This window comes from Rhizobium sp. BK181 (assembly GCF_014193305.1).
Classification (GTDB): domain Bacteria; phylum Pseudomonadota; class Alphaproteobacteria; order Rhizobiales; family Rhizobiaceae; genus Rhizobium.
Genome location: NZ_JACHZA010000008.1, coordinates 101,830 through 118,959, shown reverse-complemented (window position 1 = coordinate 118,959; position 17,130 = coordinate 101,830). Strand labels below are relative to the sequence as shown.

The 17,130-nt window shown below is 60.7% G+C and carries 19 protein-coding genes; 5 read left to right on the top strand and 14 right to left on the bottom strand.

Features of this window, described 5'->3' with window-relative positions; all coding sequences use genetic code 11:
• Positions 1-56 precede the first annotated feature (56 nt).
• Complete coding sequence (locus tag FHT77_RS19160) at positions 57-1,076, top strand: SCO family protein (protein WP_183756496.1); 1,020 nt, start codon at positions 57-59, stop codon at positions 1,074-1,076.
• Positions 1,077-1,098: 22 nt separating this feature from the next.
• On the opposite strand, the gene FHT77_RS19155 is transcribed toward FHT77_RS19160, so the two are convergent.
• Both FHT77_RS19155 and FHT77_RS19150 read right to left on the bottom strand, forming a co-directional pair.
• Positions 1,099-1,242, bottom strand: a complete 144-nt coding sequence (locus tag FHT77_RS19155) for a hypothetical protein (protein WP_183756495.1) — start codon at positions 1,240-1,242, stop codon at positions 1,099-1,101.
• Positions 1,243-1,733: 491 nt separating this feature from the next.
• Positions 1,734-2,195, bottom strand: coding sequence for a hypothetical protein (locus FHT77_RS19150; protein WP_183756494.1), 462 nt, complete (start codon positions 2,193-2,195; stop codon positions 1,734-1,736).
• A 403-nt stretch (positions 2,196-2,598) separates the two neighbouring features.
• On the opposite strand from FHT77_RS19150, the gene FHT77_RS19145 reads away from it, so the two are divergent.
• Together FHT77_RS19145 and FHT77_RS19140 are read left to right on the top strand one after the other, a co-directional pair.
• On the top strand, positions 2,599-2,865 hold the full coding sequence (locus FHT77_RS19145) for a DUF982 domain-containing protein (protein WP_183756493.1): 267 nt from the start codon (positions 2,599-2,601) through the stop codon (positions 2,863-2,865).
• A gap of 161 nt (positions 2,866-3,026) precedes the next feature.
• A complete protein-coding gene (locus FHT77_RS19140) occupies positions 3,027-3,524 on the top strand; it encodes a hypothetical protein (RefSeq protein WP_183756492.1) in 498 nt (165 codons plus the stop codon).
• 157 nt (positions 3,525-3,681) lie between these two features.
• Here the strand turns inward: FHT77_RS19140 and FHT77_RS19135 are convergent, their stop codons facing one another.
• The 8 genes from FHT77_RS19135 to FHT77_RS19100 all read right to left on the bottom strand — a co-directional run bounded on the left by FHT77_RS19135 (position 3,682) and on the right by FHT77_RS19100 (position 12,498).
• Positions 3,682-4,209, bottom strand: a complete 528-nt coding sequence (locus FHT77_RS19135; protein WP_183756491.1) for a hypothetical protein — start codon at positions 4,207-4,209, stop codon at positions 3,682-3,684.
• Positions 4,210-4,300: 91 nt separating this feature from the next.
• Positions 4,301-5,692 (bottom strand): dihydrolipoyl dehydrogenase, encoded by a 1,392-nt coding sequence (gene lpdA, locus FHT77_RS19130; protein ID WP_183756490.1) that lies wholly within the window; start codon positions 5,690-5,692, stop codon positions 4,301-4,303.
• Positions 5,693-5,696: 4 nt separating this feature from the next.
• Complete coding sequence (locus FHT77_RS19125) at positions 5,697-7,037, bottom strand: dihydrolipoamide acetyltransferase family protein (protein WP_183756489.1); 1,341 nt, start codon at positions 7,035-7,037, stop codon at positions 5,697-5,699.
• A 3-nt stretch (positions 7,038-7,040) separates the two neighbouring features.
• Positions 7,041-8,054 (bottom strand): alpha-ketoacid dehydrogenase subunit beta, encoded by a 1,014-nt coding sequence (locus tag FHT77_RS19120; RefSeq protein ID WP_183756488.1) that lies wholly within the window; start codon positions 8,052-8,054, stop codon positions 7,041-7,043.
• 1 nt (position 8,055) lies between these two features.
• Entirely contained in the window at positions 8,056-9,288 is a 1,233-nt protein-coding gene (locus tag FHT77_RS19115; RefSeq protein WP_183756487.1) for a 3-methyl-2-oxobutanoate dehydrogenase (2-methylpropanoyl-transferring) subunit alpha, read from the bottom strand.
• 66 nt (positions 9,289-9,354) lie between these two features.
• The gene (locus FHT77_RS19110) at positions 9,355-10,482 is read right to left on the bottom strand and encodes an acyl-CoA dehydrogenase family protein (RefSeq protein WP_183756486.1); all 1,128 of its coding nucleotides are present in this window, start codon (positions 10,480-10,482) and stop codon (positions 9,355-9,357) included.
• A gap of 21 nt (positions 10,483-10,503) precedes the next feature.
• Positions 10,504-11,691 (bottom strand): acetyl-CoA C-acyltransferase, encoded by a 1,188-nt coding sequence (locus FHT77_RS19105; protein ID WP_183756485.1) that lies wholly within the window; start codon positions 11,689-11,691, stop codon positions 10,504-10,506.
• Between the two features lie 39 nt (positions 11,692-11,730).
• A complete protein-coding gene (locus tag FHT77_RS19100) occupies positions 11,731-12,498 on the bottom strand; it encodes a 3-hydroxyacyl-CoA dehydrogenase (RefSeq protein ID WP_183756484.1) in 768 nt (255 codons plus the stop codon).
• 110 nt (positions 12,499-12,608) lie between these two features.
• Here FHT77_RS19100 and FHT77_RS19095 point away from each other — a divergent pair, with 110 nt between their 5' ends.
• Complete coding sequence (locus FHT77_RS19095) at positions 12,609-12,848, top strand: hypothetical protein (RefSeq protein WP_183756483.1); 240 nt, start codon at positions 12,609-12,611, stop codon at positions 12,846-12,848.
• Positions 12,849-13,005: 157 nt separating this feature from the next.
• The gene (locus tag FHT77_RS19090; protein ID WP_183756482.1) at positions 13,006-13,191 is read left to right on the top strand and encodes a hypothetical protein; all 186 of its coding nucleotides are present in this window, start codon (positions 13,006-13,008) and stop codon (positions 13,189-13,191) included.
• Positions 13,192-13,701: 510 nt separating this feature from the next.
• Here the strand turns inward: FHT77_RS19090 and FHT77_RS19085 are convergent.
• From FHT77_RS19085 to FHT77_RS19070, 4 genes are read right to left on the bottom strand one after another with little or no spacing between them, the layout of a single operon-like run.
• Positions 13,702-14,226 carry a GNAT family N-acetyltransferase gene (locus FHT77_RS19085; protein WP_183756481.1) on the bottom strand — a complete coding sequence of 175 codons (525 nt, stop codon included), beginning with the start codon at positions 14,224-14,226 and terminating at the stop codon, positions 13,702-13,704.
• A gap of 19 nt (positions 14,227-14,245) precedes the next feature.
• Entirely contained in the window at positions 14,246-15,127 is an 882-nt protein-coding gene (locus FHT77_RS19080; protein WP_210280962.1) for a carbohydrate ABC transporter permease, read from the bottom strand.
• Positions 15,127-16,017 carry a carbohydrate ABC transporter permease gene (locus FHT77_RS19075; RefSeq protein WP_183756480.1) on the bottom strand — a complete coding sequence of 297 codons (891 nt, stop codon included), beginning with the start codon at positions 16,015-16,017 and terminating at the stop codon, positions 15,127-15,129. The genes FHT77_RS19080 and FHT77_RS19075 overlap by 1 nt, the downstream gene beginning before the upstream one ends.
• Positions 16,014-17,120, bottom strand: a complete 1,107-nt coding sequence (locus FHT77_RS19070; RefSeq protein WP_183756479.1) for an ABC transporter ATP-binding protein — start codon at positions 17,118-17,120, stop codon at positions 16,014-16,016. Before FHT77_RS19070 ends, FHT77_RS19075 begins: the two co-directional genes overlap by 4 nt.
• Positions 17,121-17,130: the final 10 nt, after the last annotated feature.

The following is a 17,130-nucleotide window of genomic DNA, read 5'->3' as shown; positions in this document are numbered from 1 at the left end:
TGCGCTGATTGCGCAGCCTTTCTCTGTTCGGGGTGTGGGTTTCCGGAGGTGTATTTATGAGACGTAGGCCCGTGGCCGTCCTGGCTATCGCTGCCATTCTGTCAGTTCTATGTGGCGGGGCTGCTTCCGCCGCTTCGCGTTGGGGAAAAGACTACTTTCCCAACGTCGAAGTCATCACCCAAACCGGCGACAGGGTGCATTTCTACGATGACCTGATTAAGGGCAAGATTGTCCTGATCAGTTTCATTTTCACCAGTTGTACCGATCTGTGCCCGCTGACGACGGCACGCATTACCCAGGTCGTTGACCGGATCCAGGACCAAATCGGCAAGAAGATCTTTGTGGTATCGATCACTGTCGATCCCGAAAACGACACACCTGAAAAGTTGAAGGCGTTCGCCGATGCCTTCTATAAGGGACCGGGCTGGACGTTCATCACCGGCAAGCCTGAGGACATACGCGCCATCAACGCAAAGCTTGGGAACAAAAGCAACGTTGCAACTGATCACCGCAACGAAATCGTGCTTGGCAACGACACCACCGGAGAGTGGGCAAGGAATTCGCCTTTCGCCGACATCGAGAGCGTGGAACTAGCGATCCGCGATATGGATCCGGCATGGCGCGAGGGGCATTACGCTCCCGCGCTATCGTTGGCTCCAGCCACAAATCAACAACAAGCCGGCCTGACGCTGGATCGCGAGCCGGGACAGGTTCTGTTCAAGAAGATCTGCGCACCGTGCCACACGGTAGGGGTCGGCGACCGTATCGGCCCGGATCTTCTCGATGTTACGGTCAGCCGCGATCCGGCATGGCTGAAGCGGATGATCATGAATCCTGTCCGGCTGAGGGCGGAGAAGGATCCAACGCTGGCCGAGCTCGACGCGAAGTTTAACGGTGTGCGCATGCCGAACCTTGGTATGTCGGAGGCGGATACCGCCGATCTCATATCATACCTGGCGACGAAATCGGCCGAAATAGCGGAGCTGCGCGCCCAACCCGAAGCGACGCATGTTCACCAACCTGACGATGCATCAGAACATCACGATCATGCTGGAATGATGCCTTCCAATCCTTAAAGGTGGCACGCGCCTTTTCCGTTTACCCGGCATGCGCGTTGAATGGGAAGCTCAACGCGTTCGGAAGATCCAAGGACGACTGCAGGTCACGCTCGTTGATGGACTTGCGGCGACCGACAGATCCATCCTGCATCAGATGCCGCGCGGCGATCATGCGGGCGGTCAAGGCCCGTTCAATCGGCTGGCTATTGGATCACGCATTCTAAGAAGCATGGCTTGCCGGTCCGAACTTGGTATCGCTCGACCATTGACAGCGCCTCCAGAAAGAACAAATAAGGAACAGTCTAAGGGAACGGAGACCAATGCCGGAGATCCATCCATTCAAGCGACTCCGTGCCTGGACGTTGCTCGCTGCTCGCGATCAGGGCCAGCTCATATCAATTACATGCGACTACTGTCGGGTGACGCATCGGTATTTCGCAACAGATCTCATCGAGCTTTGCGGCAACGTTACCCTCGACAAAGTCCTGCGACGGTTCAGATGTGAGAGATGCGGCAAGAAGAACTACCTGAACATGACCTTGCATGTTCCTCACGGAAGCGAGTTCGGGGACCTGCCAATTCGGCGGCTGCGTGAGGTCCGCACCACGAGGCTTCCGGTCTGGTGCGACGATCTCCTGCGTTAGCGCGACCGTGATGTCTTGACTGACCGATCTTTTATCGGGTTGTCCCAAAAACGAACGCAACCGCAGCGACGACGGCCATCGCAGTGATTGGTCTCTCGCGGATCGTGTTCTCGATGTCCTCGAGAACCCTGCGGGTTCTCACCCTGACGACGTCGACGGATCCCGCCGCTGCCCCGGATAGGGAATCCTTCACCGTTACGGCGTCGTGGCGCAACGTGCGGAATTTGTTTTGCACGATCTCCCGCTTGTCATGAGCCTCGGACCGGTCGACTCCCACGTCGTAAGGATCCGGTGCCGTGCTGACACGCGCGGCGCTTTCAACGTCGGTCCGGCCGGCCGGGATCGCCGTATGAGTGACGGAGACCGGATCAGACGCCGGGAAAGTGGATTCCAAACCAGCCTCGAGTTCTCCCTTGCGCGCGCGGCGGCGTTGCTGAGCCTGCTCATTGCGCATCGATTGTACTGCCGGGGATTTACCTGGATCGTCAGCCATGTCGTTGTCTCCTTGCATTGCGTGGAAACTTAAGCTCCCAGATGAAAAGAAGTTCCGGCGGAAAGACAATTCGTTAGAAAATCAGGCTGTTGAGGGTTACAGTCTGGAGGGTAGAAGGCCGCCTGGTCGGAGTGTTGTCCGTCGGTCAGCAGGGCCCCAGGGCCGACCTGGATCCGTGCGTCACCCGCCACGCAGGGAAAGGCGGCCTGAGACACGCGGCAGCGAGCGCCTGAGAGCCGCTTGGCGAACGACATGGCGTGGCGAGGCTTTGACATATATCGGAGCCGGTGGTGTTGCCAGCGTCGCTGCGACCTTTTGCTGAGGCCTTGTTCGTCCCGGCAGCGTCAGGGAACCATCCGAGCGAATATTGAGTTAACAGCATTCACGATACCGGGAGCGCAGCATGTTTGTCTCATCGCCCGTAGCAATTCGCCGGGTCGCCATCTCCTTTCACGACACCGATAACCGACAGATCGCCACAACGGTCTCCGAAATGACGGAATTGCTGCTCTCGAGCCGATGGCCGAAGAAGCCCAACGACACGCTTTGGCGAGACGCGCTGATGACATGCCTCCGCTCTCAGCAGGATGAAAAGAAGGCGAAACGTGCCCGCAAGGCTTTCGTCAAGGCAGCGCGCGGGGCAAGGATCACCGTCATCCCGAAACACTGAAGACCGGGGCGACCTTTAGCGCGGACGCTCGACGCGGTACCCGGTTGATTCTGCAGTCATGGCGATGACTTGAGCGCTCCTGCGATTGCTTTTGCCAGACGCTTCTTGCACCTGCAGACGGAATTCCTATCTGTGATGCGACCGCATTGCGGAGATGTGACATGGATAGTCAAACAAGCCACCTGACGATCGAAATCGTTCCTCCCCGACGTACGCGTCGCCGTTGTCCGGATTTTGTCCTGTGCTTGTGTTGCAATCGCCCGCATGCGCCATCCGAGATGGACGAAGACGGTTGCGGTATCTGTGATGAGTGTCTTGGCGTCAGCGACATGTCCTCGGCCCTCTCAGCATTCGAAGACACGTTCGAACAATTTCCCGATGGCTACATGGAGGGCGTTTTTGAGGGACGCCGCTGGAGTGCGACCGTACGCCGATCCTTGGACGGACGACGCACGTGGATGCTGGCCGAGGAGCTTGGCGGGAACGAGATCGTCAGCTTCAACTGGTATCGACTTTCCGAAGGACGTGGCGTTTTGAAACCCTGCGAGATGTCGGCGTCGAAGGTGATCGATTTTGTTCTCGGGTTTCGGATCGATCCGAACTGCGTTGAAGGCCAAAGCGCGCTTGCGCGGGTCGCTTGGCCGTCCGCCACTGGTTGAGACGGTGGCAGAAACCGGCCTGCCAATCCTGAACATCGAAAAACGCCGTTGCACACGAAAACAAGGGTGGCGGGGAAGCGATCCATCGATTGGCGAAATAATCCTGCCTGAGCGGCAATCCGGTCGGCTGGATCGTCTGTTGGCGCGGCACGCGGACCTATTTCCATTCAAAAAATCTGTCTGACGATAAAGGCCGACGTTGCGCGAGCACCTGAGCCCGCTCGGTTTCCTGCTGGTAGGCCACGGCATCCTCATCGCTGTTCAGCCCGACGAAATGCATCTTCGTCGATTCCGTCCTTGGTGCGCCCTTCTGGCGATAGACGAGATGCACCGCGCAGGTCGGATACTGCCAGCCACCGGTCAGAAATTCGGCCAACTGCCCGGCATTCTCCTGTTGCACCTGCCCGGAAAAGGCCAGGAACTGGCCGAGGCCGAAGAACCCGCTGAACAGCCCGTAAGCGTTTTGGGGTTGCATCTGCACGGCGCGACCGGTCGTGAAATCGCGCCGATAGCACAGGCCCTCCGTCTGCCCCTTCGCCTTTTTTTCCGTGTAGGTGACGAGGTTCCTCTGGGCGAGAAGTTCCATCGTCAACGCGAAGGTCTGATAGCGCCCCGCATCCTCGTGCAACCGGTCGATCCTGTCCTTCAGGTCAACGACGTAGTCCCGGTAAAATGCGGCTGTCATTCTCAACGCTCCGATTGTGATCAACGCGCTAGCTATCAGATAATCCGGCATCGCCAAACAGGGATGGAGATGAGGCAGGACGCCGCCGTCCTCAGATGTGCAGGGCGTGCCCCAGCGCCTTCAATGCCGCTTCCTGAAATGCTTCGCTGCGCGTCGGATGCGCATGGATCGTGCCTGCGATATCCTCCAGCCGTGCTCCCATCTCGATTGCGAGCGCAAAGCTTGCCGAGAGTTCGGAAACGCCGGCACCGACAGCCTGAACGCCAAGGACAAGACCGGTATCGGCTCGCGCGACCACACGCACGAAGCCGTCTTCTGCCAGCATCGTCATTGCGCGGCCATTTGCGCTGAACGGAAATTGTCCGACGCGGATGGCAAATCCCTGTGCGCGTGCCTCATCCGGTGACAGGCCGGCGGTGACGATTTCCGGATCCGTGAAGCAGATGGCTGGAATGCAACGTTTGTCCCACGCACGCTTTCGCCCGGCGACGATTTCGGCGACCATTTCGCCCTGCGCCATTGCGCGGTGCGCAAGCATCGGTTCTCCGGTGACATCACCAATTGCATAGACGCCACGCATCGAGGTGCGACAACGATCATCGATGCGCAGATAAGTGCCGCTCCGATCGAGGTCGAGTTCATCGATACCCGATCCCGCTGTCCTCGGTCGACGACCTGCTGTGACGAGCACACGATCAACCGGGAGGCGTTCGCTCCCGCCGTCCGACGTTTCGATCGACAGCGCATCGCCATCGAGACCCGTGGCCTTCGCACTCGTCAACAGCCGGATACCGAGCTCACCAAGCCGCCGTGCAATCGGCCGCACCAGGTCTGCATCATACTGCGGCAGGATCTGCGGCGTGGCTTCGACGACGGTAACCGCCGATCCCAGCTTGGCAAAGGCCGTGCCTAGTTCGAGGCCGATATAACCGCCTCCCACGACCACCAGGTTCTTCGGCAGCTCGCGAAGGGAAAGGGCCTCCGTCGAGGAAATGATCCTGCCACCGAAAGGCAGAGCTGCGAGCTCGACAGGCTCGGATCCCGTGGCAATGACCACCGTCTCGGCACGGATCACCTGGAGGCCGATCTCTGTCTCGACCTCGACCGTCTTGCCATCGCGGAAGGCGGCCCGACCATGAACGATCTTGACCCGTGCCTTTTGCAACAACGCGGTCACGCCGGCGTTCAGGCGGCCGACAATGCCGTCCTTCCAGCTCATGGTCCTTGCGAGATCGATCGACGCCGCTTCGACGCGAATGCCCATCGCGTTCCTGCCTTCAAGCATGTGTGCCGTCGCCGAAAACTCCTCGGCGGCGTGGATCAGGGCCTTCGAAGGGATACAGCCGACGTTGAGGCAAGTACCCCCGGGCTTGTCTGCCTCGACGATGACAGTATCGACGCCGAGCTGTCCGGCGCGAATGGCGCAGACATAACCTCCGGGGCCAGCACCGATGACAAGGAGTTTGCAGGTGATCTCTTTCATGGACCTAGCCTTCGATGAAGATGAGTGCCGGGGTTTCGAGCAGGAGCCGAACGCGCTGGACAAAGGTGGCTGCATCCCAGCCGTCGATGATCCGGTGATCAAAACTGGAGGAGAGATTCATCATCTTGCGCGGCACGAACTGGGTGCCATCCCAATGCGGACGGATGGCGATCTTGTTGACACCGACGATCGCCACCTCTGGATGATTGATCACGGGCGTTGACACGATACCGCCGAGCGCACCGAGGGAGCTGATCGTAATGGTCGAGCCGAAGAGTTCGTCGCGGGTGGCCGTGCCCGTGCGTGCGGCCTCGGCGAGCCTGCCCATTTCAATCGCGCAGTCAAAGATGCTGCGAGCCTCTGCGTGCTTTACGACCGGGACAACTAGTCCGGCTGGGGTCTGGGCGGCGATGCCGATGTGGACGGCGCCATGCCGGGTCAGGATGCCCTTGTCGTCATCGAAGGTTGCGTTGACGCTCGGTTGCTCGGCGACGGCCTTAACAATCGCCCGCATCAGGAACGGCAGGACGGTTAGCTTAGGGTGCTCCGGCTTGCGGTCGCGGTTCATGGTGTTGCGCAATTCCTCGAGCGCCGTCATGTCGACTTCCTCGACATAGGTGATGTGGGGAATGCGCGACGTCGACAGCGTCATCTTTTCGGCGATGCGGCGTCTGAGCCCGGTGAGCTTGACCTCCTCGGTCAACGTCTTCCTTGCCATCGCAGGCGCCTGCGGCGCGGTCTCGCCACGGGCAAGAAACTGCTCGACATCCTCGTGCAGGATCCGGCCTGCGGGGCCGGTCCCCTTGACCAGGCGAAGGTCCACGCCGCTATCGCGCGCGACGCGTCTGACGGAAGGCGATGCGATCGGTTTCTCGATATCCGAATTGTTCAGCCGGGCCCCGTCTCTCAAGGTCTTGTCGACTTCAGTTTTGTCGGACTGGGCCTGGTCTTTCTGCACCTGCTCGGGCCGCCCCCCGTCAACGCGTGCCTGATCAGCGCGTGCGGGAGAAGCACGCTTCGCCTCGACGCCACCATCCATTGGCTGCCCCGGGCTGACGGGAGCAACATCGGGAGCCTGCGCCTCGACCGGCCTTGCTGTCCCGTCGTCGGTCTCGATGCGGACGAGGGGGGCCTTGACGGCGATCTTGTCGCCGACCTCGGCGCCGAGCCAGACGATCGTTCCCGTGACAGGTGACGGGATTTCCACCGTCGCCTTGTCGGTCATGACTGCCGCGATCACCATGTCCTCGCGGACCGGGTCGCCCGCCTTCACATGCCATTCGACAAGCTCTGCCTCGGCGACACCTTCACCGACGTCAGGCATCTTGATGATGAACTCGCCCATTCCTCAGGCCTCCATGACTTCGGCAAGGGCTCGCCCGACGCGACCGGGGCCCGGGAAGTAGTCCCATTCCTGTGCATGCGGGTAGGGCGTGTCCCAGCCCGCCACGCGCACGACGGGGGCTTCCAGGTGATAGAAACAATGCTCCTGCACGAGAGAGGCGATTTCACCGCCGAATCCTGATGTCAGCGTGGCCTCATGCACGACCACGCAGCGCCCCGTCTTGTTGACCGATCGCACGATCGTCTCGAGGTCGAGCGGCAGCAGGCTGCGCAGGTCGATGACTTCAGCATTGATGCCTGTATCCTCGGCAGCGGCGAGCGCGACATGCACCATTGTGCCGTAAGCGATGACCGTCACAGCCGACCCCTCGCGGCGCACAGCCGCCTTGCCGATCGGAATTGCGTAGTGGCCCTCTGGCACTTCGCCGAGCTCATGCTTCGACCAGGGCGTCACGGGACGCTCATGATGGCCATCGAAGGGGCCGTTGTAGAGCCGCTTCGGTTCGAGGAACATGACAGGATCCGGATCCTCGATCGAGGCAATGAGAAGCCCTTTTGCATCATAGGGGTTTGACGGCACGACCACCTTCAGCCCGCAGACGTGGGTGAACAGCGCTTCCGGGCTCTGGCTGTGCGTCTGCCCACCGAAGATGCCGCCACCCGTTGGCATGCGAAGCACGATCGGACAGGTGAAATCACCATTCGAGCGATACCGGATGCGGGCTGCTTCCTGGGTAATCTGGTCGTAGGCCGGGTACATGTAATCGGCGAACTGGATCTCTACGCAGGGTTTCAGTCCATAGGCTGCCATGCCGATCGCCGTACCGACGATACCGGACTCGCTGATTGGCGCATCGAAGCAGCGTGTCTTGCCGTATTTTGCCTGAAGGCCTTGCGTGCATCGGAAGACGCCGCCGAAATAACCAACGTCCTCGCCAAACACGACGACATCATCATCGCGCGACATCGAAACATCCATGGCGCTGCGCACCGCTTCAATCATCGTCATCCTGGCCATGTCAGTAACCCGCCTTCTGCCGCTGCCGACGAATGTGTGGCGGCATCTCCGCATAGACGCCCTCGAAGATATCACGCACGGACGGCCTGCCTCCGGCATGGAGGGTACCATGCTGCTCGGCCTGCTTCTGCGCCTCGATGACCTCGTCCATGATTTCGGCTTCCATCTGGACATGGCGCTCTTCCGACCAGGCGCCCGTGACAATCAGGTGCTTTTTCAGACGCAGCACGGGGTCGCCGAGTGGCCAGGCCTCGGATTCCGTTTTTGGCCGATAGGCGCTTGGATCGTCGGAAGTCGAGTGAGCGCCTACACGATAGGTTACGTATTCGATCAAGGTCGGCCCGAGATTGCGCCTGGCGCGTTCCGCGGCCCAGCAGGCGACGGCATAGACGGCGAGATAATCGTTGCCGTCGACCCGCAATGCCGGAATGCCGAAGCCGAGCCCACGCGCCGCAAACGTCCCGGACCCTCCGCGCGCAATCCCCTGAAACGTCGAGATGGCCCACTGGTTGTTGACGATGTTGAGGATAACGGGCGCCTTGTAGGTCGAGGCGAAGACGAGGGCGGAATGAAAATCGGATTCGGCTGTCGAGCCGTCGCCGATCCATGCGGCGGCGATCCTGGTGTCATTCTTGATCGCCGATGCCATGGCCCAGCCGACGGCCTGGACATATTGCGTGGCAAGGTTGCCCGAGATGGTGAAGAAGCCATGCTCCTTCGACGAATACATGATCGGTAATTGGCGGCCCCGCAGCGGGTCGCTCTCGTTCGAGAAGATCTGGTTCATCATCTCGACCATGGGGTAGTCGTCAGCGATCAGGAGGCCGGCCTGGCGATAGGTCGGAAAATTCATGTCGCCCTTGCGCAGCGCCTTGCGGAAGGCACAACTGACGGCCTCCTCACCAAGATGCTGCATGTAGAAGGACGTCTTTCCCTGTCGCTGCGCCATCAGCATCCTGGCATCGAAGGCGCGCAGCTTCATCATGTTGAGAAGGCCGGTCAGCAAATCCTCATTTGACAACAGGCCGGCCCAGGGGCCGACGGCCTCTCCATCACGGTTCAGGACACGAATGATGGAATAGGCAAGGTCGCGAATATCCTCTGAGGCAACGTCAACGGCGGGGCGCGGCACTGCGCCAGCCTTTGCAATCTTCACATTGGAAAAATCCGGTTGTCCGCCCGGCCGGACGGCAGGTTCGGGCACATGCAAGCTCAGTTGAGCGGTATCCGTCATCGTCAATTTCCCTCCCGTTTGCGATGGCTGCTCCTCCCTTTACGCGGGGCATCGCACGATCATGTCTTACAGGTTGCGCGCGATCACCATTCGCTGCACGTCGCTGGTTCCTTCGTAAATCTGGCAGATGCGGACATCCCGATAGATCCGCTCCACCGGATAATCGGCCATGTAGCCATAGCCGCCATGGACCTGGATCGCGGCCGAGCAGACCCGCTCTGCCATTTCGGATGCAAAAAGCTTGGCCATCGACGCCTCCGACAGGCAGGGCAGACCGCTGTCGCGCAGCGCCGCTGCGTGGAAGACGAGCTGGCGGGCAGCTTCGATCTCGGTCGCCATGTCGGCAAGACGAAAGGCGACCGCCTGGTGTTCGATGATCGGTTTGCCGAACGACGTTCGCTCGCGCGCATAATCCCTGGCTGCCTCGAAGGCTGCGCAGGCCATGCCAACGGCCTGGGCACCAATGCCGATGCGCCCACCCTCGAGGTTCGCCAACGCGATTCTGTATCCCTCACCCTCGTCACCCAGCCTCAGGTCGGCGGGGATGCGCATGTCATTGAAGGCAATCTGGCAGGTGTCCGTCGAATGCAGCCCCAGTTTTTCCTCGACCCGGACAACCTCATATCCTTGTGTGTCGGTCGGGACGATGAAGGCGGTGATGCCCTTCTTTCCGGCGGAAGCGTCGGTGACGGCAAAGACGATGATCATCTGGCCATTCTTGCCGGAGGTGATGAACTGCTTGGCGCCATCGAGGATGTAATCATTGCCATCACGACGCGCCCTTGTGCGGAGATTGGACGCGTCTGAGCCGGCCTGCGGTTCCGTCAGCGCAAAACCCCCGATCCATTCGCCACTCGCAAGCTTCGGAAGAAAGCGCTGTTTCTGCTCCTCGGTGCCGAATTTCAGGATCGGTACACAGGCAACGGAGCTGTGCACGCTCATGATGGTGGAGCAGGGCCCGTCGCCTGCGGCGATTTCCTCAAGCGCCGCCGCATAGGCAAGGGTGCCGGTTTCCGATCCGCCGTAATTCTCTGGTACCAGCATGCCGAGGAGGCCAAGTCCGCCCATCTCTGCAAGCTCTTCGCGAGGAAACCTGTGCTCGCGATCGCGGTCGGCTGCACCCGGAGCAAGCCGCTCGCGGGCAAAGTCTCTGGCGAGATCACGGATTTGCTGCTGCAATTCGTTCAGGATCATCGTGCCTTTCCTCCCGCCTTTCTAGGCGCGCTCGATCGCAACCGCGGTCGCCTCGCCACCCCCGATGCACAGAGCGGCCATCCCGCGCTTTCGATCATAGCGCTCAAGCGCGGCAAGCAGGGTGACGAGGATACGCGCACCGGACGCTCCGATCGGATGACCAAGCGCGCAGGCTCCGCCGTGTACATTCACCTTTTCGTCAGGCAGGTTCAGGTCACGCATGGCGGCCATGGCGACAACGGCGAATGCTTCATTGATCTCGAACAGGTCGACTGTATCGAGCGGCCAGCCGGTTCGGTCCGACAGCTTCTGCAACGCTCCGATTGGAGCGGTTGCAAAAAGCGCTGGTGTCTGGGAGTGAGTAGCGTGGCCGCTGATCGTCGCACGCGGCTGCAGGTTTCGGCGCTCGGCCTCGGAGCGGCGCATCAACACGAGAGCGGCCGCACCATCGGAAATCGAGCTCGAATTTGCCGCCGTTACCGTTCCGCCATCGCGGAAGGCAGGCTTCAGCAAGGGTATCTTGTCGATCTTCGCCTTGCCCGGCTGTTCATCCTGGTCGACCGACGTTTCACCCTTCCCCGAGGAGACGGTCACCGGTGCGATTTCCGCGGCAAAGCTGCCGTCGTTGATGGCCCGCTGCGCGCGGGTCAGGGACATCACGGCATACCGATCCTGCGCCTCGCGCGTGAACTGGTAGGCTTCTGCGCAGTCCTCTGCGAAGGTTCCCATGAGACGTCCCTTGTCGTAGGCATCCTCCAGCCCGTCGAGGAACATATGGTCGGTCACGCGGCCATGGCCGAGCCTGTAGCCGCCGCGGGCACGATCGAGAAGATAGGGCGCGTTGGTCATGCTCTCCATGCCGCCCGCGACGCCGATGGCAGCACTTCCGGCCGCCAGGAGATCATGGGTGAGCATGACGGCCTTCATGCCGGATCCGCACATCTTGTTGATGGTGCTTGCGCCGGTGGAAAATGGCAGACCAGCCGCAATTGCGGCTTGTCTCGCCGGTGCCTGGCCCTGGCCGGCCGGCAAAACGCAGCCGAAGATGACTTCGTCGACCGCCTCCGGCGCGAGGCTGGCGCGTTGGAGGGCGGCCCCGATTGCGCCAGCTCCGAGCTTTGGTGCCGTTGCCTCCTTCAGCGCTCCCTGGAAACCGCCTATCGGCGTTCGGGCTGCTGCGACAATCACAATCGGATCCTCTAGAGCCATCCTTCTTCCTCCCTTTTGTCAATGGGTCAGTGCGCGGGGTCAGCGCGCGCTCATGCGCAAGGCGCCGTCGAGGCGAATGACCTCGCCGTTGAGCATCCTGTTCTCGAGGATATGGCGCACGAGCGCCGCAAATTCAGCTGGCCGGCCAAGACGCTGGGGGAAGGGCACACTCTTGCCGAGCGCTTCTTGCACCTCTTGGGGCATGCCGGCCATCATCGGGGTCTCAAAGATCCCCGGCGCGATGGAGACAACACGAATGCCGTGTCGGGCAAGTTCACGCGCAACGGGCAGCGTCATGGAGGCGATGCCGCCCTTGGAGGCAGCGTATGCGGCCTGACCAACCTGACCATCGAAAGCCGCAATCGAGGCGGTATTGACGATGACGCCGCGCTCCCCTTCCTCGTCCGGCTGCTGAAGCTGAAGCGCCACAGCCGCAAGGCGGGTCATGTTGAAGGTGCCGACGAGGTTGATCGAGACGGTACGCACAAAGCTCTCGAGATCATGCGGTCCGTCACGGCCGATGATCTTCTCGGCCGGTGCGACGCCGGCGCAATTGACAAGCCCGTGCAGGCTGCCAAACACGTCGGTCGCGGTGGCAATGACAGCTGAAGCATCATCGGCGCGCGTGACATCGGCTTTGACGAAGCGTGCATCCGACCCGAACTCCGAGGCGATGGCCTCGCCGGCTGCCTGGTTGAGGTCGGCGATGACAACGCGCGCTCCGGTTTCGATCAGCAACCGGGCAGTGGCTGCGCCAAGACCGGAGCTGCCGCCGCTGACGATGAATGTTCCTCCACGGATCTGCATGACTGTCCTCCCATGCGTCGCTGGTCTTTTTTCGATCGCCCAACCCGCTCCCCTGGGCGGCATCGACTGCAGCTATGCCCGCAGGCTGTCGCCATTTTCGCGATTGCTGCTTGCAACAGCAGACTGCCAAAAAAAGCTCCGGCATGCCAAGAAAAGTGACGCAACTTTCCTGCGTTTTTCATGGCTGCGGAGCTGGAAAGCGAAGGTTTTTCCGGGCTTCGGCGAAAGTACGTTGCGGCGTGCCGGAAAAGGCATCAAAACCGCCGACAATGGGGCATTTGCCGCCGTGCCGGATGATTGTCTATCGCCGTGAAGCACAGGACCTGGCCGGCGGCATTACGCGGCTTTGATGAAATGTGCAGCCATTTTTCAAGAGTTCCGACAGCTTTCACACTGATGTGTTTGAGCAGCGCCATATGGTTGGAGTTCTGGCGATCCTCCCAAAGTTTAGCGTTGCAGCAAAACCGGGAGGACGGTAGGCTTTGCACTTGCTGGGGAGCTGCGGTCGTGATCGAAACGAACACTGTCCAACTTGTGTTTGCGCTGAGCGTTGCTCGGGAACTTGCCTCCTTCGAGGGGCCGGACTTCGATCTGGTGGTCTTCCATATCCAACAGGCTCTTCAGGCCGCAAGGGACGAGGCGCTTCGGAAGGGAATCGTTGTCGAGATCGAGGGCGACGAGACGATCCAGTAGGCGCGGCCGTTGCCCACGGAGAAGGCATGGTCCGGGCGCACAATCGTCTCTCAGGCATGAGAGATGACTTCCATTAACGTTCACATTGGTCGTCTGCATCATCGGACGCGATAAGCAGAACATCTGGCGACATTTTTATTCGCTGTGTCGTAGACTTCAACGTTGAACTGATTGCGTTAAAGCCGTCAGGATTGGGCGTAAGTTCTGGGACGAGCTGAACGATTGAGAGAGGCTGTCACGGCCTGGTTGACCCGAATTTGGCGTGCGAAACAATGCATTAGGGACAAGACCTGCACTGGACGAAACAACTTGCGGCGCCATGTATCTATTGGGTTTCAGGAATGGCCGGTGGGGTCACCTGGTGTATCAGCCCGATGGGATGCCAAATGGAGGCAACGGGCAGCTCATCGTATCCTGATAGATCCGGGGACCTCGCCGCCATGCTGAGGTGGCCCGACGGGATGGGAACGTTCCAGTTCCACTACCCTGTCTGATCCGACATCGTCGACGCTAGGTCGCATCAGGTGGCACCGGTTCATGTGACGCCGATATGTCGTCCGGCTCCGCCTCACTGAGCATTCCCCGGTAGATCCCGGGAACAGACCCTTCGATCGGGATTGCACCGACGCTCTGGCGATAGAAGTCCATCGGGCCTGCGCCACCGATGATGCCATAGGCATATCCCTGTGCGGACATGTCGAGCAACGTTGTCAGGAGCAGCGCCCGGCCGACCCCTTGACCGCGCGCTTTGGTATCCACACCGGTTGGTCCGAAGAAGCCCTTCGCAGTCGCCTCGTGGCAGGCAAAGCCGATCAACGTGCCATCCTTTATCGCGATGAAGCATGTGGGCGGCTGCCGCATTGCCGCGGCTGTCGCCTCGCTGGACCAGCCGGCTCCAAAGCGCGGCGTGATCCAGTCTGTGAGTGTCTTCAACTCCGGCGGAAGCAGGCGGCGGATGGTAATGCCGTGGCGCTCCATCATGGCGCCCACCGACGCATCCGGCTTGAGATCGTAGAGTTTGACGAGCATGTCCATGATGGGGTCCTTCTGATGACTAACCCTTGACGGCACCGGAGGTCAGTCCGGCCACGATCCGTCGCTGGAAAACCAGCACGACGGCGATCAGCGGCAGGGTCACCGTCACCGACGCGGCCATGATCTGGCCGAAGGGATATTCATAGCGGTTTGTGCCTGCGATCAGCCCGATGGCGACGGGCACGGTGCGGTTTTCATCCGTCAGGGTAAAGGTGAGGGCAAACAGAAATTCGTTCCAGGCAAGGATGAAGGCAAGGATTCCGGTGCTCGCAAGGGACGGCCCCATCAGGGGAAGGAGGATCTTCACGAGGATGCGCAGATGCGAGCACCCATCGACGATCGCGGCCTCCTCCAGCTCCCGCGGAAACTCCCGTATGAAGGTCGTCAATATCCAGGTTGTGAAGGGGACCGTCGACAGGAGATAGGTGAGAACGAGAGCGCTTGGACGGTTGAAGAGGCCGAGCCAGTTGATGAGCTCGAACATGCCCGACAGCACCACGACCTGCGGAAAGATCGAAATCATCAGGATCACCATCAGCACCGCCCGGCGCTGCGGGAAATCGATCCGGCCAAGTGCGTAGGCGGCGCTGATGCCGATGAAAAGAGACAGGCAGGTGGTGGATACGGCCACATAGGCGGAGTTCAGAAGCGATCCCATGAACACGGGATTGTCGATCAATTGCCGGTAATAGGTGAAATCAAGCGCGGGCAGCAGAACCGATCGATAGAGGGCTGCCCCCTGCTTCGTCGATGAAACGAAAGCCCAGTAATAGGGAAACAGCGTATAGACGAGCACCAGGCCCAGTGCGCAGACTTGCAGGGTCCGAAACGCGCGGCGCCGCAGCCGGTAATGGGCACTGGACCTGCGCAGCGGGCGGGAAAGGGTCAGGTCGGCCATCATCAATGCCCCGCTGCTTTATCGAGGCGCAATGCGCCGATCAAAATGATGGCAACGAGGGCGACCAGCAGGAAGACCCATGTCGAGGCCGCGGAACCGATGCCGAGTTCCTGGAAGCTGATCAGGCGGTCGCGAGCGTAGATCGAGACGGTCATGACCTTTTCGTTGCTGCCGGCGAGCACATAGGATAGGTCGAACATGCGCAGCGCATCAAGCGAGCGAAACAGGACTGCGACGCCGATTGCGGGCCGCAGCATGGGAAGAGTGATCGACCAGAACCGTTTCCATGCCGGGATCCCGTCCACGGCCGCCGCCTCGAAGATTTCGTGAGACAGCATCTGCAGGCCAGCAAGGATGAGAAGGACCATGAACGGCGTCGTCATCCACACGTCGATGAAGATAACGACACCCATGATCAGCGAGCCGCTCGCGGTCCAGGCAACCCCGTGATCGATGAGGCCGAGTTCGATCAGCACCTTGTTGATCACCCCGAACTGGTCGTTGAGCATCCATTCCCAGATCTTTGTCGCGACCACCACCGGAATGGCCCACGGCACCAGGATCGCCGCGCGGGCAAGGCCGCGGCCGGGAATTGCATCGTTGATCAGGAGCGCGATTGCGAGCCCAAGGACGGTCTCGATCGATACGGATATGACGGTGAATACCAAGGTGTTCCTGACGGCAAGCCACCAGCTCGGATCGTTGAAGACCTCGAGGAAATTGGCAAGGCCCACCATGGTGTAAACGCCCGGGTCGTCGAGATAGGCGTCGGTGAACGCAAAGAAGAAGGTGCGCCCGAGCGGCCACACGGCCACGACGAGCATCGCTGCGATGACCGGCAGCAGGAAGAACCAGGCGGCGCGATGGTCGCGGCGGGCAAGGCGGGCACTCATCGGATCGCCCTCCTTGCATCCGTCTCGTCAGACGGAACCGCGATCCGCTCCCCGTCGGCGGCAAAGAAGAAGATGGAGTGATCCTCGAAGGAAAGCGCAACGTCCTTGCCGATTAACGACTGTTCGGGGGAGGCTGCAAGCCGGATCACCCAGATCGGGCCGCCAGCGATCCTGCAATAGGCGAAATGCTCGTGGCCGAGATCCTCGACGCGCTCGAGCACGCAGTCGAAGCGGCCGGTACCGGCCGGGACAATGCGCAAGGCCTCCGGCCTGACACCGATTTCCGCCGGTGCCGCAAGGTTGGCAACCCCTGGGAGCCACAGGCCGCCCGGGCCGAGCACGCCCTCGCCGCGATCGTCCGCTCCTGCCTTCACGGGAAGGAAGTTCATCCGCGGGCTGCCGATAAAGCCTGCGACGAAGCGATTGTCCGGGCGATGGTAGAGCTCAGAGGGCGTACCGATCTGCTCTACGCGGCCGTGGTTGAGAACGACGATCCGATCGGCGAGGGTCATGGCCTCCGACTGGTCGTGGGTGACATAGATCATCGTGGTGCGAAGGTCCTCGTGGAGCCTTGCGATTTCCATCCGCATTTCCATCCTGAGATCGGCATCCAGATTGGACAGCGGTTCATCGAACAGGAAGATGTCCGGTTGCCTGACCAGCGCCCGCCCAATGGCGACGCGCTGTCGCTGGCCTCCGGACAGTTCACGCGGTCGCCGCTGCAACAGGTGGTCGACCTTCAGCATGCGGGCGACGGTTTCTACCTTGCGCGCGATCGCATCGCGCTTGATTCCCATTGTTTCCAGCGCAAATCCGATATTGCGGGCAACCGTCATGTGCGGATAGAGCGCATAGGACTGGAAGACAAAGGCAACGCCTCGCTTGGCGGCGGGGACGTCGGTGACGTCGTCGCCGCCGATTCTGACTGTTCCTGACGATGCGGAGATCAGGCCGGCGACGATGCGAAGCAGCGTTGACTTGCCGCATCCCGAGGGACCGACAAAGACGACGAATTCTCCGTCCTTAATCGCAAGGTTCACATCCTGAATGACCTTATGTGTTCCGAAACTCTTCGAAACGGATTCCATCGAAACCGATGCCATTGTTCACCTT